This window comes from Sphingomonas sp. IC-56, assembly GCF_021043375.1.
In the GTDB taxonomy this organism is placed as follows: Bacteria; Pseudomonadota; Alphaproteobacteria; order Sphingomonadales; family Sphingomonadaceae; genus Sphingomonas.
The window spans coordinates 131,630-153,588 of the sequence record NZ_JAJNDV010000007.1 but is presented as its reverse complement, the minus strand read 5'-3'; the positions used below and the strand labels follow the sequence as shown (position 1 = coordinate 153,588).

The 21,959-nt window shown below is 66.7% G+C and carries 20 protein-coding genes; 15 read left to right on the top strand and 5 right to left on the bottom strand.

Annotation, left to right across the window (positions count from 1 at the left end; translation table 11 throughout):
- The first annotated feature begins 38 nt into the window (after positions 1-38).
- From LQ953_RS11415 to LQ953_RS11395, 5 genes are all read left to right on the top strand, one after another.
- Positions 39-689 (top strand): DUF2490 domain-containing protein, encoded by a 651-nt coding sequence (locus LQ953_RS11415; protein WP_231031023.1) that lies wholly within the window; start codon positions 39-41, stop codon positions 687-689.
- A 43-nt stretch (positions 690-732) separates the two neighbouring features.
- Positions 733-2,904: a primosomal protein N' gene (locus LQ953_RS11410; RefSeq protein ID WP_231031022.1), complete on the top strand. Its 2,172-nt coding sequence runs from the start codon at positions 733-735 to the stop codon at positions 2,902-2,904.
- Positions 2,905-2,977: 73 nt separating this feature from the next.
- The gene (locus tag LQ953_RS11405; protein WP_231031021.1) at positions 2,978-3,505 is read left to right on the top strand and encodes a hypothetical protein; all 528 of its coding nucleotides are present in this window, start codon (positions 2,978-2,980) and stop codon (positions 3,503-3,505) included.
- Entirely contained in the window at positions 3,505-4,500 is a 996-nt protein-coding gene (locus LQ953_RS11400) for a hypothetical protein (RefSeq protein WP_231031020.1), read from the top strand. The genes LQ953_RS11405 and LQ953_RS11400 overlap by 1 nt, the downstream gene beginning before the upstream one ends.
- A gap of 75 nt (positions 4,501-4,575) precedes the next feature.
- Positions 4,576-6,114 carry a S1C family serine protease gene (locus LQ953_RS11395; RefSeq protein ID WP_231031019.1) on the top strand — a complete coding sequence of 513 codons (1,539 nt, stop codon included), beginning with the start codon at positions 4,576-4,578 and terminating at the stop codon, positions 6,112-6,114.
- A 150-nt stretch (positions 6,115-6,264) separates the two neighbouring features.
- On the opposite strand, the gene ada is transcribed toward LQ953_RS11395, so the two are convergent.
- From ada to pncB, 3 genes are read right to left on the bottom strand one after another with little or no spacing between them, the layout of a single operon-like run.
- Positions 6,265-7,305 carry a bifunctional DNA-binding transcriptional regulator/O6-methylguanine-DNA methyltransferase Ada gene (gene ada, locus LQ953_RS11390; protein ID WP_231031018.1) on the bottom strand — a complete coding sequence of 347 codons (1,041 nt, stop codon included), beginning with the start codon at positions 7,303-7,305 and terminating at the stop codon, positions 6,265-6,267.
- A 59-nt stretch (positions 7,306-7,364) separates the two neighbouring features.
- Complete coding sequence (locus LQ953_RS11385) at positions 7,365-7,799, bottom strand: PilZ domain-containing protein (protein WP_231031017.1); 435 nt, start codon at positions 7,797-7,799, stop codon at positions 7,365-7,367.
- 60 nt (positions 7,800-7,859) lie between these two features.
- Entirely contained in the window at positions 7,860-9,164 is a 1,305-nt protein-coding gene (gene pncB / locus LQ953_RS11380) for a nicotinate phosphoribosyltransferase (RefSeq protein WP_231031016.1), read from the bottom strand.
- Positions 9,165-9,400: 236 nt separating this feature from the next.
- Between pncB and LQ953_RS11375 the strand changes: the two genes are divergently transcribed.
- The 8 genes from LQ953_RS11375 (at position 9,401) to LQ953_RS11340 (ending at position 18,958) form a co-directional block, all read left to right on the top strand.
- Positions 9,401-10,825 (top strand): DEAD/DEAH box helicase, encoded by a 1,425-nt coding sequence (locus LQ953_RS11375; protein ID WP_231031015.1) that lies wholly within the window; start codon positions 9,401-9,403, stop codon positions 10,823-10,825.
- A 278-nt stretch (positions 10,826-11,103) separates the two neighbouring features.
- The gene (locus LQ953_RS11370) at positions 11,104-11,658 is read left to right on the top strand and encodes a F0F1 ATP synthase subunit delta (protein ID WP_231031014.1); all 555 of its coding nucleotides are present in this window, start codon (positions 11,104-11,106) and stop codon (positions 11,656-11,658) included.
- A 2-nt stretch (positions 11,659-11,660) separates the two neighbouring features.
- Positions 11,661-13,190, top strand: a complete 1,530-nt coding sequence (gene atpA / locus LQ953_RS11365; protein ID WP_231031013.1) for a F0F1 ATP synthase subunit alpha — start codon at positions 11,661-11,663, stop codon at positions 13,188-13,190.
- A 101-nt stretch (positions 13,191-13,291) separates the two neighbouring features.
- A complete protein-coding gene (locus LQ953_RS11360) occupies positions 13,292-14,170 on the top strand; it encodes a F0F1 ATP synthase subunit gamma (protein WP_231031012.1) in 879 nt (292 codons plus the stop codon).
- Positions 14,171-14,198: 28 nt separating this feature from the next.
- Entirely contained in the window at positions 14,199-15,668 is a 1,470-nt protein-coding gene (gene atpD / locus LQ953_RS11355) for a F0F1 ATP synthase subunit beta (RefSeq protein ID WP_231031011.1), read from the top strand.
- A 165-nt stretch (positions 15,669-15,833) separates the two neighbouring features.
- Positions 15,834-16,085 (top strand): ATP synthase F1 subunit epsilon, encoded by a 252-nt coding sequence (locus tag LQ953_RS11350; protein ID WP_231031010.1) that lies wholly within the window; start codon positions 15,834-15,836, stop codon positions 16,083-16,085.
- 100 nt (positions 16,086-16,185) lie between these two features.
- Positions 16,186-17,748, top strand: coding sequence for a CpaF family protein (locus LQ953_RS11345; protein WP_231031009.1), 1,563 nt, complete (start codon positions 16,186-16,188; stop codon positions 17,746-17,748).
- Positions 17,749-17,812: 64 nt separating this feature from the next.
- The gene (locus LQ953_RS11340; RefSeq protein ID WP_231031008.1) at positions 17,813-18,958 is read left to right on the top strand and encodes an aspartyl protease family protein; all 1,146 of its coding nucleotides are present in this window, start codon (positions 17,813-17,815) and stop codon (positions 18,956-18,958) included.
- Between the two features lie 3 nt (positions 18,959-18,961).
- Here the strand turns inward: LQ953_RS11340 and LQ953_RS11335 are convergent, their stop codons facing one another.
- A complete protein-coding gene (locus LQ953_RS11335) occupies positions 18,962-19,150 on the bottom strand; it encodes a hypothetical protein (RefSeq protein ID WP_231031007.1) in 189 nt (62 codons plus the stop codon).
- A 118-nt stretch (positions 19,151-19,268) separates the two neighbouring features.
- On the opposite strand from LQ953_RS11335, the gene LQ953_RS16370 reads away from it, so the two are divergent.
- Complete coding sequence (locus tag LQ953_RS16370; RefSeq protein ID WP_330999420.1) at positions 19,269-20,306, top strand: methyl-accepting chemotaxis protein; 1,038 nt, start codon at positions 19,269-19,271, stop codon at positions 20,304-20,306.
- A 3-nt stretch (positions 20,307-20,309) separates the two neighbouring features.
- Here the strand turns inward: LQ953_RS16370 and phaR are convergent, their stop codons facing one another.
- A complete protein-coding gene (gene phaR, locus LQ953_RS11325; RefSeq protein WP_231031006.1) occupies positions 20,310-20,870 on the bottom strand; it encodes a polyhydroxyalkanoate synthesis repressor PhaR in 561 nt (186 codons plus the stop codon).
- A 71-nt stretch (positions 20,871-20,941) separates the two neighbouring features.
- On the opposite strand from phaR, the gene LQ953_RS11320 reads away from it, so the two are divergent.
- Entirely contained in the window at positions 20,942-21,952 is a 1,011-nt protein-coding gene (locus LQ953_RS11320) for an alpha/beta fold hydrolase (protein ID WP_231031059.1), read from the top strand.
- Positions 21,953-21,959: the final 7 nt, after the last annotated feature.

Sequence of the window (21,959 nt, the reverse complement as noted above, 5' to 3'; positions counted from 1 at the left end):
GCGCCTATATGCCGCGTCGAACCCCGGAGCTTTGTCCCTTGCGTCTATTCACCCTTGCCGCTGCGCTGTCGCTGCTGCCGGTCGCCGCACAAGCGCAGACCGAGGACGCGCAACTGTGGACGCAGACCAACATCAACATCGGGCTAAGCGACGACACCCGCGTCACGCTGGAAGGGATCGCGCGCTGGAGCGACCGTCAGGACGGCCTGTACCACACCGAGCTGGGCGGGATCGTCAGCCACAAGCTGTCGGACCATGTCGAGATCGGCTTTGGCTATCGCCATGTCGCGGGGCATGGCGGCAACACCGCCGATGACGAGAACCGGCTGCGCCAGCATGTAGTGCTGACCTTTGGGCGCGTGACGGGCCGGCTGCGCGTGGACGAGCGCTTTCACCCTGATGGCGAGGAGATCGGCTTTCGGATTCGACCGCTGATCCGGTACAATCATCCGGTCGGCAAGGGTGTGAAACTGTTCGCCAGCCATGAAAGCTTCTTCATGGCCAACAGCACCGGCTGGGGACAGCGCGCGGGCTATGACCGGATGCGCAACATCCTTGGCGTCACCGTGCCGCTGATCAAGGATGTGTCGGCGGACATCGGCTATCTCAACCAGTATCGCTTCGCCCGCGGCGGCAGCCAGGCGCAGATGGACCATGCGCTTTCGCTGCAGCTGACATTGTCACTCTGAAGGGGATTCCGTCCCGGCGCAAAATACCCATATGAGGGCTCCCATGCCCGGCAACCGCGCCCGTGTCCTTGTGCTGCATCCAGCGCTTGGCCCCCTCGACTATCGCGTGCCCCACGGCATGGAGGTCGAGCCGGGGTCGATCGTGGCTGCGCCGATCGGGCCGCGCCAATATGCCGGGGTGGTGTGGGAGCCCGAGCGGCTGCCGACCGAAGAAGTGGGCGACAACCGGCTGCGCAACCTGTTGTCGGTGGCGGACGCGCCGCCGCTGACCGCCGCGGTGCGGCGGCTCGTGGAGTGGACGGCGAATTATTATCTGGCGCCGCTCTCGTCGGTGCTGCGCATGGCGCTGTCGTCGACCGCTGCGTTTGAGAACGCGCCGACCATCGTCGAATATCGCGCGACCGGGCTGGTCCCTGAGCGCATGACGGCGCAGCGCGAGCAGGCGCTGGAGCGGATCGGCGACCGCCAGGGACTGGTGCGCGAGCTTGCCACCATCGCCGACGTGTCCGAGGCCGTGATCCGGGGCCTGTGCAAGCTGGGCGCCATCGAGGCGGTGACGGTGGATACCGACTCGCCCTATCCCCTGCCCGACCCGAACTTTGCGCCGCCCACGCTGAGCAAGGAGCAGATCGACGTGTCGTCGATCCTGCGTCAGGCGGTGGGTGCGGAGGCGTTCCAGCCGTTCCTGCTCGACGGGGTGACCGGGTCGGGCAAGACCGAAGTGTATTTTGAGGCCGTGGCCGCGGCGCTGGCGGCGGGCAAGCAGACCCTGGTGTTGCTCCCCGAGATCGCGCTGACCGAGCCGTTCCTCACCCGCTTTGCCAAGCGGTTCGGGTGCGAGCCGATCGCCTGGCATTCCGGCTTACGTACCTCGCAACGCCGCCGTGCCTGGCGGGCGATCGCGCGCGGCGAGGCGATGGTGACGGTGGGCGCGCGCTCGGCACTGTTCCTGCCGTACCGGAACCTGGGGCTGATCGTCGTCGACGAGGCGCACGAGACCAGCTTCAAGCAGGAAGACGGGGTTCATTATCACGCCCGCGACGTGGCGGTGATGCGCGGCAAGTTCGAGAGCTGTCCGGTGATCCTCGCCTCCGCCACGCCGGCAATCGAGACGCGCCACCAGGTTGAAGTCGGGCGCTATGAAGAGCTGAAGCTGCCGGGGCGCTATGGCGTAGCCGAGCTGCCCGAGATCGAGGCGATCGACCTGATCAAGGAGCCTCCCGAGCGCGGGCGCTGGCTGGCGCCCAAGCTGGTGCTGGCGATCGATGCGGCGCTGGAACGGGGCGAGCAGTCGCTGCTGTTCCTCAACCGGCGGGGCTATGCGCCGCTGACTTTGTGCCGGCATTGCGGGCACCGCTTCCAATGCCCGAACTGCACCGCCTGGATGGTCGAACACCGGCTGATCCGGCGGCTGTCCTGCCATCATTGCGGGCACACCGTGCCGACGCCCGAAATCTGCCCCGAATGCGAGGAGCCCGACAGCCTGGTTGCGTGCGGTCCAGGCGTGGAGCGGATCGCCGATGAAGTGGCGACGCTGTGGCCGCAGGCGAAGACCGCGATCGTCACGTCGGATACGCTCTGGTCCCCGGCCAAGGCGGCGGAGTTCGTCCAGCGCATGGAGCATGGCGACATCGACATCGTCGTTGGCACGCAGCTAGTGACCAAGGGCTATCACTTCCCCAACCTGACGGTGGTGGGGGTGGTCGATGCCGATCTGGGCCTGGACGGTGGCGATCTGCGCGCAGCGGAGCGCACCTTCCAGCAGATCATGCAGGTGTCGGGCCGCGCCGGGCGCGGCGAGAAGCCGGGTACGGTCTTCATCCAGACGCATGCCCCCGATGCACAGGTAATGCAGGCGCTGGTCTCAGGCGACAGCGCTGCCTTTTACGAAGCCGAGACCGAGGCGCGGCGCGAGGCGGAGGCGCCGCCGTTCGGGCGCTATGCCGCGATCATCGTGTCGAGCGAGGACAAGGCCGCGGCACACGATGTCGCCCGCATGATCGGCCGCACGGCGCCCCGCATGGACGAGATGCACGTCTATGGTCCCGCCCCCGCCCCTCTGGCGATGCTGCGCGGGCGGCACCGGTTCCGGCTGCTGGTCCATGCCAGGCGGGCGTTCGACGTGCAGGACGTGATCCGCGAATGGCTCGGCGGATTGGAATGGGGCGCGAAGGTGCGCGTGGCGGTGGACGTGGACCCGTATAACTTCCTCTAGCCCCTGTCGATTTTGTTCAAGGCAAGTGCGGCGGAGCGGGTTATCGTCGGGCGACGATATCGGGGGTGAGAGGATGATACGCGTTTCGCTGTCACTGGCGGCATTGGTTGTGCCTGCCACCGCCAGGGCGGACTGGTATGAGGCAAGCACGCCGCACTTCGTGGTCTATTCGGAACAGCCACCTGCGCGGGTCAAGCAGTTCGCGGCCAGGCTGGAGCGCTTCGACGCGGCGATCCGGTTCCTGTTGAAGCAAGACGACCAGCCCATCGGCAAGGCCAACCGGCTGAATGTGTACTTTGTCGACAACGCTGACGCCGTGGAGAAACTTTCGATTAGGAACGCGGCAGGTTTCTACATCTCACGCGCGGGCGGCTCGCTCGCGGTCGTGCCGCGCTGGGCGGGGACAGCCGATGACGACCTGAGTGCCCAGGCGATCCTGCTCCATGAATACGCGCACCACTTGATGTGGACCTTTTCGCCCGACGCCGTTTATCCGACCTGGTACATCGAGGGGTATGCCGAGACGCTGGCCACGGTGAAATCTATGACGACGGCGCCATCGACTTGGGGCGGCCGCCGCAATATCGCGGCTATGGCTTGATGAGCGGCAATGCGTTGCCGATCCAGAAGCTGCTGGTCGCCGACACGCTGAAGCTGGACGACATACAGCGCGACGGCCTTTACGGCCGCGGATGGCTGCTCGCCCACTATCTGATGTTGTCCGACGCGCGGACCGGCCAGCCCCGAGCGTATCTCGATGCCATCAACGCGGGAAAGGCGCCGCTGGAGGCTGCACAAGTCTTTGGCGACTTGCGCAAGCTCGACCGCGAGCTGGAAGACTATAAGCGCGGCACCTTCAAGGTCATGAAGCTGTCCGGTACGGCGATCAAGACAGCCCCGGTCGAACTTCGCAAGTGCACGCCCGGAGAGGCGGCAACAATGGATGTCCGCATCCGATCCAAGGTGGGCGTGGATTCCAAGACCTCACTGGGCGTGTATCAACGCGCCAAGCGCGCCGCGGCGCCTCACCCCGACGATCATGGCGCCCAGATGGTGCTGGCCGAGGCCGCCTATGACGCGGGCGACTTCGTCACTGCGGAGGCTGCGGCCGACCGCGCGCTGAAAGCCAATCCAAAGAGCGTGGACGGCCATGTTTATAAGGCGATGGCGCGCATGGGCGTCGCACGTAAGGCAGGGGACAAGACGCCCGCGACCTGGTCCGCCATCCGCAAGATCATCGCCGCTGGTAACCGCATCGACCCAGAGGACCCAGAACCGCTGATCCTGTATTACCGCAGCTTCGTGGATGCGGGCGCGACGCCTTCTGCCAATGCCAAGGACGGCCTGCACAAGGCGTTCGAGCTGGCGCCGCAGGACAACCGCCTGCGCTTCAACCTGGCCACCATGCTGCTGCGCGACGGGAACAAGGCGCGGGCTCGCGCCATGCTGGCGCCGCTGGCCTATCAGCCGCATGGCAAGGGGCTGGCGATGGCATCGACCACGCTGATCAAGCTGATCGACAGCGGTGACACCGACGCGGTGATCCGCGAACTCGATAAATCCAGGGACGACAAGAACGAACCCGAGGAAGCTTAGCCCCGGCACCGCGCCTAGCTTGAACCCAAGGGCTTTTTCCCCGAAAGCTGTGCCGCAACGAAAGGCTCGGGTTTGATGGTTCGGCGGCTGCTGGCGGTGTTGGCGTTGATGCTGGTGTGGAGCGCGCCGGCACGCGCCGACGACATTTCCGCGGCGGGCCGCGGGGTGGTGCGGATCGTCACCATTGCGGTGGTGGACGATGAAGTGGTGGGCTTTGGCCATGGCAGCGGCTTTGCGGTCGCGCCCAACCGCATCGTCACCAACGCCCATGTCGTCGAGCTCGCCTCGCGCTATCCCGACAATGTCGTGATCGGGGTGGTGCCTTCGGAGGGCGACAAGTCGGTCCAGGGAAGGCTGATCGCGATCGACCCGGCGCGCGACCTGGCGCTGATCGAATTTTCGGGCCTGCGCTTGCCGCCGCTCACGCTGTTCGCCGGCGCGCCGAGTGACGGCGAGGCGCTGATCGCGCTTGGCTATCCCGGAAATGTCGATCTCGCCACTGCGCGGTCCGCCGTCGACTTCATCAAGCCGCAATCGCCGGTGCGCTCGCAGGGCGGCTTTGCCGGCGCGCGGGCGCTGGAGGGCACCAATGTGCTGCTCCACACCGCCAACATCGCGCGGGGCAATTCGGGCGGACCGCTGCTCGACAGGTGCGGGCGCGTGATCGGGGTGAATTCGGCCATCACTCGCGCCGATGAAGGCGACGCGACCTTCGCCTTTGCCATCGCGCAGAACGAGCTTGCCGCCTTCCTTCAGGAGGCCCGCCAGCCCGCCGCTATTGTCAGCACCCCCTGCACCACAGTCGAGGAACAGATGGCGCGCGACCGCAGCGCCGACGAACAGGCGCGGCAGCTGACCGAGCAGGAAGCGCGTGCCGCCGCCGCGAAAGCCGCAGCCGAACGCCAGGACACGCTGGAACAGGCGCGCGCCCGCAACGAGGCGACGCGCGAGAACTTCATGGCCGGCGCCGCGGTGCTGCTGGTGCTGGGCGCGCTGGCGCTTGGCGGGAGCGGGCTGCTGTTGTCGCGCGAGCGCCGGCGCGAGGCGATCTGGGTCGCGGCAGGCGGCGGCGTGCTGATGATCGGCGCAGTGGTGCTGTTCGTTAGCCGGCCGAGCTTCGATCCTGATCGCGTCATGGCGCTGCCCAAGGCGACAGCGAGCAACGGCGCCGTCCCCGCCGCCGATGCCGGTCGCGGCAAGATGGTCTGCACGCTGGTGCCCGAGCGCAGCCGCGTGACCGTGAGCGCAACCGAGCGCGTGACCCTGGACATCGGCCGCGACGGCTGCATCAACGGCCGCACGCAATATGCCGAGGCCGGCTCGCGTTGGCAGCGCATCCTGGTGCCGGAGCAGGAACAGTCGGTCTCGGTGCTCGACTATGACCCGGCGACGCGGACCTACACCAACACGCGCTACCTGCTCTCCGTCGAGCAGATGACGCGGGCCCGGCAGCTGCGCGCCGCCGTCCCGCTCAAGAGCTGTTCGACGAACCAGGCCGCGCGCGCGAACCTGGCCACCCAGCAACAGGCGATCCGCGCGGCGCTGCCGCAGGTGTATAACGAGAAGCTGGTATATAGCTGCCGCGCCGCGCCGGGGGCTTCGGCGGCGGAATAGGGCCCTTTCTGAGCAGTCTGCTCGCTCTCGTCGCAAACAGCGACGATCTGCCCCGCCTGCAATCTTCCAGAAACATCGTCCAGGTGAGAAGACTGGCCGCGGCGCGGGAGCTCCGGTCTCGTTCTTCGCAGTGTTTCGCGTCGGGGCACCCTAATCCTCGACACCCTCACGCCGGCGCAGCACGCGCTTGCGGTCGATGCCATAGGCATAGCCGCCCATGCTGCCGTCGCTGCGCTGGGCGCGGTGGCAGGGAATGACCACCGCGACCTGGTTGGCGCCGCACGCGGTGCCCGCTGCGCGAACCGCGCCGGGCCGACCCGCGGCGACCGCCAGCTGCGAATAGCTGCGGGTCTCGCCTGCCGGAATCGCGCGCAGTGCCTGCCACACCGCTTCCTGGAACGCCGTGCCTTGCACGTCGAGCGGCAGGCTGGTGTCGCGCCCGGGCGTTTCCATCTCGGCGACCACGCGGGCGGCTAGCGCTTGCAGCGCTTCACCACCCTCCACGATCTGCGCGGCGGGGAAGCGCCGGGCGAGCGCCGCGCCATCCTCGTCAAAGGCGACGCGGCAGAGCCCCTTCTCGGTCGCGGCGATCAGCAGCGGGCCGAGCGTAGTGGGTGCCAGCGTCCACCAGATCGTCGCCCCTGCCCCGCCACGCTTCCACACGCTGGGCGCCATGCCGAGCCGGTCTCCTGCAGTTTCGTAGAAGCGGCTGGGCGCGGAATAGCCCGCCGCATAGATTGCGTCGGTGACGCTGGTTTCCTCGTGCAGCGCCGCAGCAGCCCGGCGCGCGCGCAGCCCGCGGACATAGGCCGCCGGGCTGACGCCGGTCGCACGCTTGAACAGACGCTGGAAATGATGCGGCGCATAGCCGACCGCTGCCGCCAATGCGTCGAGCGTCGGCGGCACCTGCGCCGCGTCGAGCAGCGCGACTGCCTGCGCCACCGCCACCCGCTCGCGGGCAATGTCGTCGGGCTTGCACCGCAGGCAGGCGCGGAAGCCGGCCGCACGTGCCGCCGCAGTGTCGGGCAGGAAACGGACATGGGCCCGCTGCGGCCGGCGCGCGGGACAGGTCGGCTTGCAGTAAATGCCGGTGGTGGTGACCGCGACCACGAAGCAGTCTTCATACGCGCGGTCGCGCGCTTCGAACGCCGCCCAGGCTGCATCGTCGGTGAGTGGCGGCTGCTGTGTCATGGCGCCGGTATAGGCCCGCGCGCGCGCCGCGGCATCCCGCCGCTTGCGCTCGAAAGTCGTTAGCGCGGCGGGAAGCGAGTCACATTGTCCGGCAGCGACTCTTCGCCCTCGGGCTCCGGTTCGGGCGCCGCCGCCGGCCAGCGCCGCGCCAGCGCTTCCTGCAATTCGGCGAGCATCGACGCCTGACCGCGATACGCCAGCTCCATCTGCGATTCGGGCAGCGGCACCAGGAATTCGCAGCCATGCCGCTCCTCCTCGCGCCACACCACCCGCGCCTCGCGCAGCCCCGCGCCGGACAGTCCGATCGTCACCAGGGTCCCGACCGGATAGCCGAGTTGCGACAGGAACAGGAAACCGGTGCGCGACAGATTCTCGATCTGTACATCGACCGGGCGGCCGTCGCCGCCGCGCAGCCGAGTCTCGCCCGCGACATAGAAACGCACCGCGCCGCGCTGGTCGATCTCACCCAATACTTCCAGCCTGGCGACCAGCACGCTCAACTCCCAGTAAGGAGTCGAGGCTTCGGCTAAGTGGAGTTAAAGTGGCGTAAAGTGTCAGACGGAAACCGCGCTCCGCGTGCGGCCATCGTCCCCGAACACGCGCAGATAGCGCGCGACTTCTTCGGGCTTGCCCGTCGCCTTGTCCGGGTTGTCGGACAGCTTCACCGCCGGGCGGCCATTGGCCTCCACCACCTTGGCCACCAGCGAGATCGGCTTCAGGCCGGCGGCATCCTGCGGATCGCAGCCGCGGAAATCGTTAGTGAGGTTGGTGCCCCAGCCAAAGCTCATCCGCACCCGGCCATGAAAGTGGCGGTACACGCGCTCGATCGAATCGATGTCCATGCCGTCGGAAAAGATCAGCAGCTTCTGCCGCGGATCGCGGCCCTTCGCGCGCCACCAGTCGATGATCGCCTCACCCCCTTCGATCGGCGGCGCGCTGTCGGGGCGGAACCCGGTCCAGTCCGCCACCCAGTCCGGGGCGTCGCGCAGGAACGCGGCGGTACCGAACGCATCAGGCAGCACGATCAGCAAGTTGCCGCCATAATGGCGCTGCCACTGTTCGAGCACCTGATAGGGCGCACGCTTCAGGGCGGCGTCGTCGGGCGCGAGCGCGCCGAGCACCATTGGCAGTTCGTGCGCATTGGTGCCGATCGCCTCCAGGTCGTTGTCCATTGCCAGCAGCACGTTGGACGTGCCGATGAAGCGGCTGCCAAGCCCTTCCTTCAGCGCCTCCACGCACCAGCGCTGCCAAAGGAAGCCGTGCCGCCGCCGCGTGCCGAAGTCGGAGAGGACGAGGTCGGGCAGTTCCTGCAGCCGTTCCACCTTTTCCCAAAGCTTGGCCTTGGCGCGGGCATAGAGCACATCGAGCGCAAAGCGGCCGCGGTCGCGCATAGCGGAACGGGCGCGCAGTTCGTTGACGATGGTGAGCGCCGGGATTTCCCAGATGGTCGTGTGGGTCCAAGGCCCCTCGAAGCGCAGCTCATACTGCCCATCGATCGCGCGCAGCTCATATTCCGGCAGCTGGAAGCGGCTCAGCCAGTCGATGAAGTCGGGCGCGAACATCCGTTGCTGTCCGTAGAAGCTGTTGCCCGCCAGCCAGATCAGCTCCTTCTTGGAAAAGCGCACGGTGCGGGCATGGTCGAGTTGCGCGCGCAGCTCGGCTTCGTCGATGTCATCAGCCAGCCGCACCGACTTGCTGCGGTTGATCAGCTGGAACGTGACCTGCACGTCGCTGTACAGATGACGAATCATCTGCAACATCAACAGCTTGTAGAAGTCGGTGTCGAGCAGGCTGCGGACGATCGGGTCCAGCCGCCAGTTATGGTTATAGGTGCGCGCTGCGATATCGGTGACGGCCATCGCCAGCGAAACGGCTGGACGCGCATCCGGGTCCGCCTTGACTTATAACGGCATTTCCACCATATCGCCGACCATCGAGGCATTTAGCAGCGTGATCGGATGATGGCCCATGGCTACGTCCCGGCTCTGCCTCGGTTGATTTAGCGGCTTCCCTAGTCACGCGGGTCGTCATTTTTGACCCCGCCTTCGCGCCTGGACTTTGTCCGGGCCGCTGGCCGTTTTCGCAAGGTTTCCCAATGCAATTCAATCAACTTGGTCTTTCCGAGACCATTCTCGCTGCGCTCGCCACCAAGGGCTATACCGAAGCGACGCCGATCCAGGCACAGTCGATCCCGTCGCTGCTCGAAGGGCGCGACCTGCTCGGCATCGCCCAGACCGGCACCGGCAAGACCGCGGCGTTCATGCTGCCCTCAATCGACCGGCTGATCGCCAGCAACAAGCGTCCCCAGCCGCGCGGCTGCCGCATGCTGGTGCTCGCCCCGACCCGCGAGCTGGCCAGCCAGATCGCCGACCAGGCGCGCCTGTATTCCAAGGGCACCAAGCTGTCGGTCTGCACGCTGTTCGGCGGCACGTCGGTGCACAAGAACAAGACCGACCTGGCACGCGGCGTCGACATCGTCGTCGCCACCCCGGGCCGTCTGGTCGACCTGATCGACCAGCATTATGCCATCCTGCTCGGCATCGAGATCCTGGTGCTCGACGAAGCCGACCAGATGATGGACCTGGGCTTCATCCACGCATTGAAGCGCATCGTCCGCGAGCTGCCTTCGAAGCGTCAGACGCTGTTCTTCTCGGCAACCATGCCCAAGACGATCCGCGAACTGGCCGGCCAGTTCATCAAGGATCCGGTGGAAGTGAAGGTGACCCCGGTCGCGACCACCGCCGAGCGCGTCGAGCAGCAGGTGACGCATGTCACCCAGGGCGAGAAGCAGGCGCTGCTCACCATGGCACTGCGCGACGAAAGCATCGACCGCGCGCTGGTGTTCACCCGTACCAAGCATGGCGCCGACCGCGTCGTCCGCCTGCTCGCCGGCAACGGCATCGCGTCCAACGCGATCCACGGCAACAAGAGCCAGCCGCAGCGTGAGCGTGCGCTGGGCGAGTTCCGTTCGGGCAAGGTCAAGATCCTGGTCGCCACCGACATCGCCGCGCGCGGCATCGACGTGTCGGGCGTCAGCCATGTGTTCAACTTCGAACTGCCCAACGTGCCCGAGCAGTATGTCCACCGCATCGGCCGCACCGCGCGCGCCGGCGCAACGGGTCTGGCGATCAGCTATTGCGCCGAGGATGAGCGTCCGTACCTGCGCGACATCGAGCGGCTGACACGTCAGAAGCTGACGGTGGTGACGCTGCCGGAGAATTTCCTGGCCGAAGCCGCCAAGATCAGCAGCTCGCGCATCAACATCGCGCCCAGCCGCGACCAGCAGAACGGCCAGCGCGGCCGCGACATGCAGCGTGGCGGCGGTCGTTCCGGCCAGCCGCAGCGGCGCCAGGAAGGTTCGGGCGACGCCCGGCCGCGCCGTTTCGACGCACCGCAGGGAGAGGCCGGCGCTGGCGGCGAGCGTCCGCGCAACTATGCCCGGCCCAAGCGCAAGTTCAGCGCCAAGCCGGCCGGCGCGCCGGGTGGCGGCAACCGCACCCAGGGTGGCCGCGGACGCTAAGCCAAGCCATCTGTCCTTGCACTAAGCGAAGGCAGCACGCGCAAGCGTGACGAAGGGGGATCTGGCCGCGAGCGCACGCTCATGGCCAGGTCCCCCTCGCCCTTTCGGGCAAGATTTTCGGCACCGGCTGGACCGGGCAACCCTTAATCAACCGTGACTCAGGTTGCATCCCCGTGACACCGATGCTAACCGCGCGGCGACCCATCGGGGACGCTTCCGGCGCCCCCGCTTTTTGTGCATGGGACGACAACCCGAACCTCCAAGAGGAACCGAATCGCGTGGAGAATTCCGGCGGTATCCAGGCCAGCCTAAGCGGACGTTATGCGACCGCCCTGTTTGAGATCGCACGCGATGCGAACACCCTGCCTCAGGTGGAGGCGAGCCTTGCGGCCGTGCGTCAGGCGCTCACCGACTCGCCCGAGTTCCGCCTGCTGGTGAACAGCCCGGTGGTAACTCGGCCCGAAGCCGCGCGCGCCGTTGCCGCAACGGCCGGTGCGCTGCAGCTCGACGCGACCACCACCAATTTCCTGGGCGTGCTCGCGCAGAACCGGCGCCTGAAGGAACTGCCCGCGATGATCCGCGCGTTCCGCCAGCTTGCGGCGCAGCATCGCGGCGAAACCACTGCCGAAGTGGTCTCGGCCCATCCGCTCGACGTCGGTCAGGTCGATGCGCTCAAGCAGCAGCTGCGCACGCGGCTTGGCCGTGACGTTACCGTCGACCTGTCGGTCGATCCCTCGCTCCTTGGCGGCCTAGTCGTGAAGATCGGCAGCCAGATGATCGATTCGTCGATCAAGACCCGACTGAACTCCCTCGCGCACGCGATGAAAGGCTAACCATGGATATCCGCGCCGCAGAAATCTCGAAGGTCATCAAGGACCAGATCTCCAGCTTCGGCACCGAAGCCCAGATCTCCGAAACCGGCCAGGTGCTGAGCGTCGGTGACGGCATCGCCCGCATCTATGGCCTCGACAATGTCCAGGCCGGTGAGATGGTCGAATTCGCCAATGGCGTGCAGGGCATGGCGCTCAACCTCGAGGCCGACAATGTCGGCGTCGTGATCTTTGGCTCGGACGCCGAGATCAAGGAAGGCGACGTCGTCAAGCGCACCGGCACCATCGTGGACGTTCCCGTCGGCAAGGGCCTGCTCGGCCGCGTCGTGGACGGCCTTGGCAACCCGATCGACGGCAAGGGCCCGATCGTCGCCGAGAAGCGCAGCCGCGTCGAAGTAAAGGCTCCGGGCATCATCCCGCGCCAGTCGGTCAGCGAGCCGATGCAGTCGGGCCTCAAGGCCATCGACGCGCTGGTTCCCGTTGGCCGTGGCCAGCGCGAGCTGATCATCGGCGATCGCCAGACCGGCAAGTCCGCCGTCGCGATCGACGCTTTCATCAACCAGAAGGGCGTGAACGCCGGCACGGACGAGAGCAAGAAGCTCTATTGCGTCTATGTCGCGATCGGCCAGAAGCGCTCCACCGTCGCGCAACTGGTCAAGACGCTCGAGGAAAATGGCGCGATGGAATATTCCATCGTCGTCGCCGCCACCGCTTCGGAGCCCGCTCCGCTGCAGTTCCTGGCGCCCTACACGGGCACCGCGATGGGCGAGTATTTCCGCGACAATGGCATGCACGCGCTGATCGTGTTCGACGATCTGTCGAAGCAGGCCGTCGCCTATCGTCAGATGTCGCTGCTGCTGCGCCGCCCGCCGGGCCGCGAAGCCTATCCCGGCGACGTGTTCTATCTGCATAGCCGTCTGCTGGAGCGTGCGGCGAAGATGTCGGACGCCAATGGCGGCGGCTCGCTGACCGCCCTGCCGATCATCGAAACCCAGGCAGGCGACGTGTCGGCCTATATTCCGACCAACGTGATTTCGATCACCGACGGCCAGATCTTCCTTGAAACCGACCTGTTCTTCGCGGGCATCCGGCCGGCGATCAACGTCGGCCTGTCGGTGAGCCGCGTGGGCTCGGCCGCACAGACCAAGGCGATGAAGAAGGTGTCGGGCTCGATCAAGCTCGAGCTGGCGCAGTATCGCGAGATGGCGGCGTTCGCCCAGTTCGGTTCGGACCTCGACGCATCGACGCAGAAGCTGCTCAACCGCGGCGCGCGCCTGACCGAGCTGCTCAAGCAGCCCCAGTTCTCGCCGCTGCCGTTCGAAGAGCAGACCGTGTCGATCTTCGCAGGTACGCAGGGCTTCATCGACGCCGTGCCGGTGCAGGACGTGACCCGCTACGAGCAGGCGATGCTGACCGAAATGCGGAACAGCCATGCCGACCTCCTCGGCGCGATCCGCGACAGCAAGGACCTCAAGGATGATGTCCGCGACAAGCTGAAGGAAGCGCTGACTGCGTTCGGCAAGACCTTCGCATAACTACCTCGTCACCCCGGGCTTGGCCCGGGGTCCCGCTTCTTGTGCGGGATCAAGGTAGCGGGACCCCGGCTCAAGGCCGGGGTGACGAATAAGGGAATGAAATGGCCACCCTCAAGGCGCTGAAAATCCGGATCGGGTCGGTGAAGTCGACCCAGAAGATCACCAAGGCGATGAAGATGGTCGCCGCCGCCAAGCTGCGCCGCGCGCAGGAAGCGGCCGAGGCCGGCCGTCCCTATGCCGAGCGGCTGGAGTCGGTCGTGTCGAGCTTGGCCGCCAAGGTGGCAAGCGGCCCGGGCAGCTCCCCGCTGCTCGCGGGCACCGGCAAGGACCAGGTGCACCTGCTCGTCGTCGCCACGTCCGACAAGGGCCTGGCCGGCGCGTTCAACACCAACATCGCCCGCCTCGCACGCCGCCGCGCGCAGGAGCTCATCGCGCAGGGCAAGACGGTCAAGATCTACACGATCGGCCGCAAGGGGCGCGCCGTGCTGGCGCGTCAGTTCCGCGAGAACATCGTCCACTCGGTCGAGCCGGGCGATCTGGGCAAGCTGGGCTTCGCCGAAGCCCGCGCCTATGCCGACGACATCATCGCGCGCTACCAGGCGGGCGAGTTCGACGTTGCGACGCTCTTCTATTCGCACTTCAAGTCGGTGCTGACTCAGGATCCGACGGAGCAGCAGATCATCCCGGTGGCTATCCCCACCGCGGCCGCTGAGCCGGCCGGGTCCGCGGTTGTCGAGTATGAGCCCGGTGAGGAAGAGATCCTCGCCGACCTGCTGCCGCGCAACATCGCCATCCAACTGTACCGTGCGATCCGTGAGAACGCCGCGTCCGAGCAGGGTTCGAAGATGACGGCGATGGACAATGCGACACGCAATGCCGGCGACCTGATCAAGCGGCTGTCGATCCAGTATAACCGCGCCCGTCAGGCCGCGATCACCACCGAGCTGGTGGAAATCATTTCGGGCGCGGAAGCGCTCTAAGAACCGATCAGAAGCAAGGAAGCAGACGATGGCAACCGCCGCTGAACTTACCCGCCCGGGTACCACGAACAATGTCGGCAAGATCGCCCAGGTGATCGGCGCCGTCGTCGACGTGCACTTCGAGAACACCCTGCCGGCGATCCTGTCGGCGCTGGAGACCGACAATAACGGCACCCGCCTGGTGCTCGAAGTCGCCCAGCATCTGGGTGAGAACACCGTCCGCACGATCGCGATGGACTCGACCGATGGCCTGACCCGCGGTCAGACCGTGACCGACACCGGCTCGCAGATCCGCGTGCCCGTCGGCCCGGCGACGCTCGGCCGCATCCTCAACGTCGTCGGCGAGCCGATTGACGAGCGTGGCCCGGTGCAGACCGATCTGCGCGCGCCGATCCATGCCAAGGCGCCTGAGTTCGTCGACCAGTCGACCGAGAGCGCGATCCTGGTCACCGGCATCAAGGTCATCGACCTGCTCGCCCCCTACGCAAAGGGCGGCAAGATCGGCCTGTTCGGCGGCGCGGGCGTCGGCAAGACCGTGCTCATCCAGGAGCTGATCAACAACATCGCAAAGGGCCATGGCGGCACCTCGGTGTTCGCAGGCGTGGGTGAGCGCACCCGCGAGGGCAACGATCTCTACCACGAGTTCCTCGACGCCGGCGTCATCGCCAAGGACGCCGATGGCAACGCCATCTCCGAGGGCTCGAAGGTCGCGCTGGTTTATGGCCAGATGAACGAGCCGCCCGGCGCCCGCGCCCGCGTCGCGCTCTCGGGCCTGACCATCGCGGAATATTTCCGCGACCAGGAAGGCCAGGACGTGCTCTTCTTCGTCGATAACATCTTCCGCTTCACTCAGGCGGGCGCAGAAGTGTCGGCACTGCTCGGCCGTATTCCCTCCGCCGTGGGCTATCAGCCGACGCTGTCGACCGACATGGGCGCGCTGCAGGAGCGCATCACCTCGACCAACAAGGGCTCGATCACCTCGGTCCAGGCCGTGTACGTTCCCGCCGACGATCTTACCGATCCGGCGCCGGCAACCTCGTTCGCCCACTTGGACGCGACCACGGTTCTCAACCGCGCGATCTCCGAGCTCGGCATCTACCCGGCCGTGGATCCGCTGGACTCGACCAGCCGCGTGCTCGAGCCGCGGATCGTCGGGCAGGAGCATTACGAGACCGCCCGCGCCGTTCAGGCGATCCTGCAGAAGTACAAGTCGCTGCAGGACATCATTGCCATCCTCGGCATGGACGAGCTGAGCGAAGAAGATAAGCTGACCGTCTCGCGCGCCCGCAAGATCCAGCGCTTCCTCAGCCAGCCGTTCCACGTCGCCGAAGTGTTCACCGGCATCCCCGGCGCGTTCGTGCAGATCGAAGACACCATCAAGTCGTTCAAGGCAGTGGTGAACGGCGAATACGACCACCTGCCCGAAGCCGCCTTCTACATGGTCGGCGGCATCGACCAGGCTGTCGCCAAGGCCCAGAAGATGGCCGGCGAAGCGTAAACTTAATTCGCCCCTCCCTTTCAAGGGAGGGGTTGGGGGTGGGTGGCGAGCGAAGCGAGCCTCCCGCGCTAGCCCCCAAAGAGCGACGTCGGGGGCATCGAGCCCCCGCCACCGCTAGACCCACCCCTTGCCCCTCCCTGGAAGGGAGGGGTGGAGTTTAATCAAATGCTGCACTTCGAACTCGTCACCCCCGAACGCCTCGTCCGCTCCGAAGACGTTCACATGGTCGTCGTCCCCGGCACCGAAGGCGACTTCGGCGTGCTGGAGGGGCATGCCCCGTTCATGTCGACGGTCCGCGACGGCAATCTCGAAATCTACCGCACCGGCGCCACCACGCCCGAAATCATCCGCATCGAAGGCGGCTTCGCCGAAGTAAACGACCGCGGCCTGACGGTGCTGGCCGAGCGCGCTGATTAACGACGCGCTGCCGCCCCCGCCCGGGCGCAACGCCTTGGTTAGGCAAATCTAAATCCTTGCGCGCTACCTCTTCGGCCAGTCCGGAACATAAGAGTTAGCAATGAGCGCATTCGGTCGACGCAGTGGAATGGGTGGACCCGGGGGCGGCCGGCCTGCCTTTGGAGTCGCCCGGCCGATGCAGGGCGGGGGCCCGGCGCCCCGGCCCAATGATCCCATGCCGGTGGGCGGCGAGCAGTTTCCGCCGCTCAACACCGTTCCCCTGCCCGGCGCCAGCGCCTTCCCTGACCCGCTCGAACAGCGCGACCCCCTGGGGCCAAGCGCCGCCAGCAGCGACGCGATGCAGCGGCTCGCCGACCGCCAGGCCGCGTCGGGGGAAGCCGGCAATTCGCGCGTCGAAGGCTTCGAAGCCTCGATCCATCGCATCAAGGAGCAGGTGCTGCCGCGCCTGCTGGAGCGCGTCGATCCCGAAGCCGCGGCCACGCTCAGCAAGGACGAGCTGGCCGAGGAATTCCGCCCGATCATCGGCGAAGTGCTCGCCGAGCTGAAGCTGACCCTCAACCGCCGCGAGCAGTTCGCGCTGGAAAAGGTGCTGGTCGACGAGCTGCTCGGGCTTGGGCCCCTCGAAGAGCTGCTCGCCGACCCGGCGATTTCCGACATCATGGTCAACGGTCCCGAGCAGACCTTCGTCGAACGCAAGGGCAAGCTAGAGCTCGCCAATATCCAGTTCCGCGACGAGGAGCATCTGTTCCAGATCGCCCAGCGCATCTGCAACTCGGTAGGCCGCCGCGTCGATCAGACCACGCCGCTGGCCGACGCCCGCCTCAAGGACGGCAGCCGCGTCAACGTCATCGTGCCGCCGTTGAGCCTCAAGGGCACGGCCATCTCGATCCGTAAGTTCTCGGCCAAGCCGATCACGCTCGACATGATGGCCAAGGGCGGCTCCATGTCCGAGAAGATGGCGACGATGCTGAAGATCGCCGGCGCCAGCCGCTTCAACATCGTCATTTCGGGCGGTACCGGCTCGGGCAAGACGACGATGCTCAATGCGCTGTCGAAGATGATCGACCCGGGCGAGCGCGTGCTGACGATCGAGGACGCGGCCGAGCTTCGGCTGCAACAGCCGCACTGGCTGCCGCTCGAAACCCGCCCGCCCAATCTGGAGGGCCAGGGCGAGATCTCGATCCGCGACTTGGTGAAGAACGCGCTGCGTATGCGTCCCGACCGCATCATCCTGGGCGAAATCCGAGGCGCCGAGTGCTTCGACATGCTCTCGGCTATGAACACCGGCCACGATGGATCGATGTGTACGCTCCACTCCAACTCCCCGCGCGAGGCGCTGGCGCGTATGGAGAACATGGTGATGATGTCGGACATCAAGGTGCCCAAGGAAGCGATCTCGCGCCAGATCGCCGACTCGGTCGACCTGATCATCCAGGTGAAGCGCCTGCGCGACGGTTCGCGCCGCATCACCAACATCACCGAAGTGATCGGCATGGAAGGCCCGGTGATCGTCACCCAGGAACTCTTCAAGTTCGAATATCTGGACGAGAGCGCCGAGGGCAAGATCATCGGCGAATACCGCTCGATGGGCTTGCGCCCTTATACGCTGGAAAAGGCCAAGCAATATGGCTTCGACCATGCGATGCTCGAGGCGTGCCTGTAAGTTTCTCGGACGCCGCACCGGCAAAGCATTGAAGCCGGCGCCTGAGCGCCCTTAGATAGGCGTGATGTTCGCCACGCTGTTGCTGCCCGCCCTGATCGCCGTCCAGCCCCAGGCGGGCACTACCCTGGCACCGGACGCGGAGGCGCGGTGGGTCCCGTTCGAAATGAGCGACGGCAACCAGATCCGCTTCACGATTCAAGTGAACGGCAAACCGGCACGGGCGATCCTCGACAGCGGCGTGACGGACAGCTTCGTCACCACGCAATTCGCCGACCGTATCGGGTTGAAGGCGCGCAGCCATGAACAGGCGACCGCCATCGGCGGCTCGGTCGAGATTGGCTGGGCGCGCGGCGGCACCATTACCTTTGGCGGGCTGACCCGCACCGGCGGCCGCATCGGCATTTCGGGAGCCGACGGGCTGTTCCCCTTCGGCGCGGACATGTTCGTGGGCGCCGACATATTGTCCTGCTGCGCGCTCGACATCGACTATGACGCCCGCCGCTTCCGCCTGTTGCCCAGTGGGCGCATGCCGTTCACCGGCACCACCGTGCCGCTGTCGCGCGCCAGCACCGGGCTGTTCCGGTCCGAATTGACCGTTGCCGGGCAGCGGATCCGCCCGGTCGTGGTCGACACTGGCGACGGGTCCGGCCTGACCATCGGCGACGCGAGTTGGGCCGCCATCGGCTTCAAGCGCGCCCAGGTCACCAGCACGCTGGGCTGGGGCATGGGCGGCGCGACCGTAGCGGAGACTGCAGTGGCCTCTGCGGTCCAGCTTGGCACGCTCACCGTCCCCGAAACGGAGATTCGCCTGGAACGGCCCGGCGGCTTCCTCACGGTCAGCAGCAGCGCGGGACGGATCGGCAGCGGGCTCCTGCTGCGGTTTCGCGTGCTGCTCGATCCGGGCGCCGGCCGCATGGTGCTGCAACCGGGCAAGCTGATCGATGCGCCGGTCGTCCGCTCCACCAGCGGATTGCTGATGCATCAGGATGCCACGCAGCTGCGCGTGATCCATGTGATGCGCAATTCGCCCGCGGCGCAGGCCGGCTGGCGCGATGGCGAGACGATCTGCGAAGTCGATGGTGTCGCAGTCGCGGACATGACTCGGCTGGGCCCCGCGATCAACTGGGGCGCCGGCGCACCCGGCACCACTGTTCGGCTGGGCCTGTGCGACGGCAGCAGGCGAACCCTGACGCTGCGCCGCTTCTACTGAGAACTAGCGCAGGTTGAGCGCGACGCTCGCGCAGATCACCGCCGCCAGCATCGCCAGCAATTGGATCAACGGCCAGGGCACCAGCCCCACGCGATCCAGGTCACGCCGGTTCCGGCGGCGATGCTCACCCACTCCGCTGGCCACGGCCACGCCGATCGCTGCGGCGGCCCCGACCCATAGCTCAGCGTGCATGCGTGGCCGCGGTACGAAGCAGGCATGCAGCGCCGCAGTAACCGGGTTTAGAAACCAACGAAGCCTTAACCATTGCGCTTTACCAATATCATTCGTGCCACGCCGAATCCGCTCCCTTTTGTCGGTCCTTCGCGATGAAGTCGACACCTACGCCAACACCAGCGAAGAGATCGCTGCGCGCACCAATCTGCTCGCGCTGAACGCGGCCATCGAGGCGGCGCGATCGGGCGAGGCGGGTCGGGGCTTTTCGGTGGTAGCGCAGGAAGTGAAGGCGCTGGCGCAGCAGGCGCGCAGTGCCAGCCATGATTTCCGTTCGGAAGTGCGCGAGCGCCTCGCACTCGGCGCCGGCATTGCCGATGAAATGGTCAACGAAATCGAAGAGACCCGGCTGGTCGAGCTCGCCCAGGCGTTGATCCAGAACGTCACCCGGCACCTTTATGGACGCAGCATCGACCTGCGCATCCTGGCCTCGGATGCCGAAATCGTCGCCGCGACTCTGGACCCCACACCCGAAAAGCTGGCAGCGGCCCAGGCACGCCTGGCGCTGTTCACCGCGACATCGCCCTATTATCTCAACGCGTTCGTCGCGGACCCGCAAGGCCGCGTCATTCTCTGTTCGGATCAAAATGCGCGGGTACGCACCACCAACCTGGCCAATGCATCCCAGTTCCTGAAGGCCATGGGAAGCACGCAGCGCGAACAATGGTACACCGATGCGGTCTGGCAGAATCCCTGGTCCGATCACCGCGCCGTGCTGGTCTTCGTAACCGGTATCCGGCGCTCCGGCAGTTCGGGCGTACCAGCAGGCGTCTTCTACCTGGAGTTCGATTGGGAGGGGCACATCCCGGCGATCATCTCCGACCGCACGCTGCTCGGCGAAAAGGACTGGGCGCGCACCCGCATCTCGATCATCGACGAGGCTGCGCGCATCGTGGCGGACTCTTCAGGGTCGCGCTTTGGCGAAGTGATCCCGCTGCCCGCCCGCGCCGTGCGCGGGGCGGAGGCACGCGCCGAGGCCACCATCGCCTACGCGACCGCGTCCGATTATCAGGGCTTTGACGGCCTGGGGCTGCGCTGCGTCATCGAGCAGAAGATGCTGAGCGCCGAGGAGATCCTCGCCTCGCTCGGCGGCTTCAAGGCACGCCAGCCGATCTGACCCCTAGCTCGCCAGCTTCTCGATCTTTTCCTGCAGCCGCGCCAGCTCCGCCTTCAGCGCAGCGACATCGTCGCCCCCCCCCGCAGCCGTCTCGCTCGCCACAGGCGCTGCCACAGTTCCCGCGGGCTTGAACGCGCTCGCCGCGGCTTCGAACATCGCCATGTTGCGCTTGGCCAGCTCGGCGAAGGGTGATCCGGCGAACGCGCCTTCCACTGCGGTGCGGAATTGCTCCTGGTTGTGGCGGAAGCTGTCCATCGACGCCTCCAGATAGCCCGGCACCATCGCCTGCATCGAATCGCCATAGAGCGAGATCAGCTGGCGCAGGAAGCTGACCGGCAGCATCGTCTGCCCGCGCGATTCCTCTTCCATGATGATCTGGGTCAGCACATTGTGGGTGATGTCGTCGTCGGTCTTCGCGTCGACCACCTTGAAGTCGCGACCCTCGCGCGTCATCGCGGCGAGATGTTCGAGCGTGATGTAGGACGAAGTCTCGGTATTGTAGAGCCGCCGGTTCGCGTATTTCTTTATGATGACCGGACCGCTTCCAGGTGCTGCCTTCTTCATGGGGACCCTCTCGCGTGATTGCAGCAACCCTATCAGACTTTCATTCTGCGCCGCAACACGGGCCGCGCCCGCTGCCCTTGTTCCTCGCCCTATTGCGGGACGAAACCGCGGCATCGCCTGAGCGCCGCGCCGCGGCACTGGCAGGTCTTCGCCGCTATCAGACCGCGCCACGCCCCGCGCCGCGCCCGCCCAAACCCGCCATCGCCGCCAGCGGCCGCGCCCGGCTGCGCGACTATGGCGGTACCGGGCGGCCGGTGGTGTTCGTCCCCTCGCTGATCAATCCGCCGCAAGTGCTCGACCTCGCCCGCGGCAACTCGCTGCTGCGCTGGCTCAGCCGCCAGGGCGTGCGACCGATGCTGGTCGACTGGGGCACTCCCACGCCCGCCGAGCGCGACATGGACGTCACCGCGCATGTCGAGCGATTGCTGCTCCCGATGCTGCGCAGCCTTCCGCGCCCGCCGGTGCTGGTCGGCTATTGCCTGGGCGGCACGCTCGCCATCGCCGCTGCCAGCGTGACCGAAACCGCCGGGCTCGCCACCATCGCCGCCCCCTGGCACTTCCGCGCCTATGGCGAGGCGACGCAGTCCGCCGCCGCGCTCTGGGCGCAGGCCCGCCGCCCCTCCCGCCAGCTCGGGCTGATGCCAATGGAGGTCCTCCAGGCCGGCTTCTGGCAGCTCGACCCCGCGCGCACCGTGGCCAAGTTCGAACGCTTCGGCCGCCTGCCCCCCTCCAGCGCCGCTGCCCGCGCATTCGTCGTGCTGGAGGACTGGGCCAATGGCGGCGCCCCGCTCACCTGGGCCACCGGCCGCCAGCTGTTCGACGACTTCTTCACCGCCGACCTCCCCGGCACCGGCGCCTGGCAAGTAGAGGGCCGAAGCGTCGATCCGCGCGCGCTCAGCTGCCCGACCCTCGCCTTCGTCTCCACCACCGACCGCATCGTCCCCGCCGCCAGCGCGCCGAGCGCCGGCACAGTGTTCGAGTCTGCGCTCGGCCATGTCGGCATGGTCGTCGGCAGCCGCGGCCGCACCGCGCTGTGGCAGCCGCTGGCGGACTGGCTAACCGCGCTTCCGGCCTCTAGATAACCCTCTA

Coding starts and splice junctions, on each gene's coding strand:
- LQ953_RS11410 (WP_231031022.1), top strand. CDS start 733: ATGCCCGGCAACCGCGCCCGTGTCCTTGTGCTGCATCCAGCGCTTGGC.
- LQ953_RS11405 (WP_231031021.1), top strand. CDS start 2,978: ATGATACGCGTTTCGCTGTCACTGGCGGCATTGGTTGTGCCTGCCACC.
- LQ953_RS11400 (WP_231031020.1), top strand. CDS start 3,505: ATGAGCGGCAATGCGTTGCCGATCCAGAAGCTGCTGGTCGCCGACACG.
- LQ953_RS11395 (WP_231031019.1), top strand. CDS start 4,576: ATGGTTCGGCGGCTGCTGGCGGTGTTGGCGTTGATGCTGGTGTGGAGC.
- ada (WP_231031018.1), bottom strand. CDS start 7,305: ATGACACAGCAGCCGCCACTCACCGACGATGCAGCCTGGGCGGCGTTC.
- pncB (WP_231031016.1), bottom strand. CDS start 9,164: ATGGCCGTCACCGATATCGCAGCGCGCACCTATAACCATAACTGGCGG.
- LQ953_RS11375 (WP_231031015.1), top strand. CDS start 9,401: ATGCAATTCAATCAACTTGGTCTTTCCGAGACCATTCTCGCTGCGCTC.
- atpA (WP_231031013.1), top strand. CDS start 11,661: ATGGATATCCGCGCCGCAGAAATCTCGAAGGTCATCAAGGACCAGATC.
- LQ953_RS11360 (WP_231031012.1), top strand. CDS start 13,292: ATGGCCACCCTCAAGGCGCTGAAAATCCGGATCGGGTCGGTGAAGTCG.
- atpD (WP_231031011.1), top strand. CDS start 14,199: ATGGCAACCGCCGCTGAACTTACCCGCCCGGGTACCACGAACAATGTC.
- LQ953_RS11350 (WP_231031010.1), top strand. CDS start 15,834: ATGCTGCACTTCGAACTCGTCACCCCCGAACGCCTCGTCCGCTCCGAA.
- LQ953_RS11345 (WP_231031009.1), top strand. CDS start 16,186: ATGAGCGCATTCGGTCGACGCAGTGGAATGGGTGGACCCGGGGGCGGC.
- LQ953_RS11340 (WP_231031008.1), top strand. CDS start 17,813: ATGTTCGCCACGCTGTTGCTGCCCGCCCTGATCGCCGTCCAGCCCCAG.
- LQ953_RS11335 (WP_231031007.1), bottom strand. CDS start 19,150: ATGCACGCTGAGCTATGGGTCGGGGCCGCCGCAGCGATCGGCGTGGCC.
- phaR (WP_231031006.1), bottom strand. CDS start 20,870: ATGAAGAAGGCAGCACCTGGAAGCGGTCCGGTCATCATAAAGAAATAC.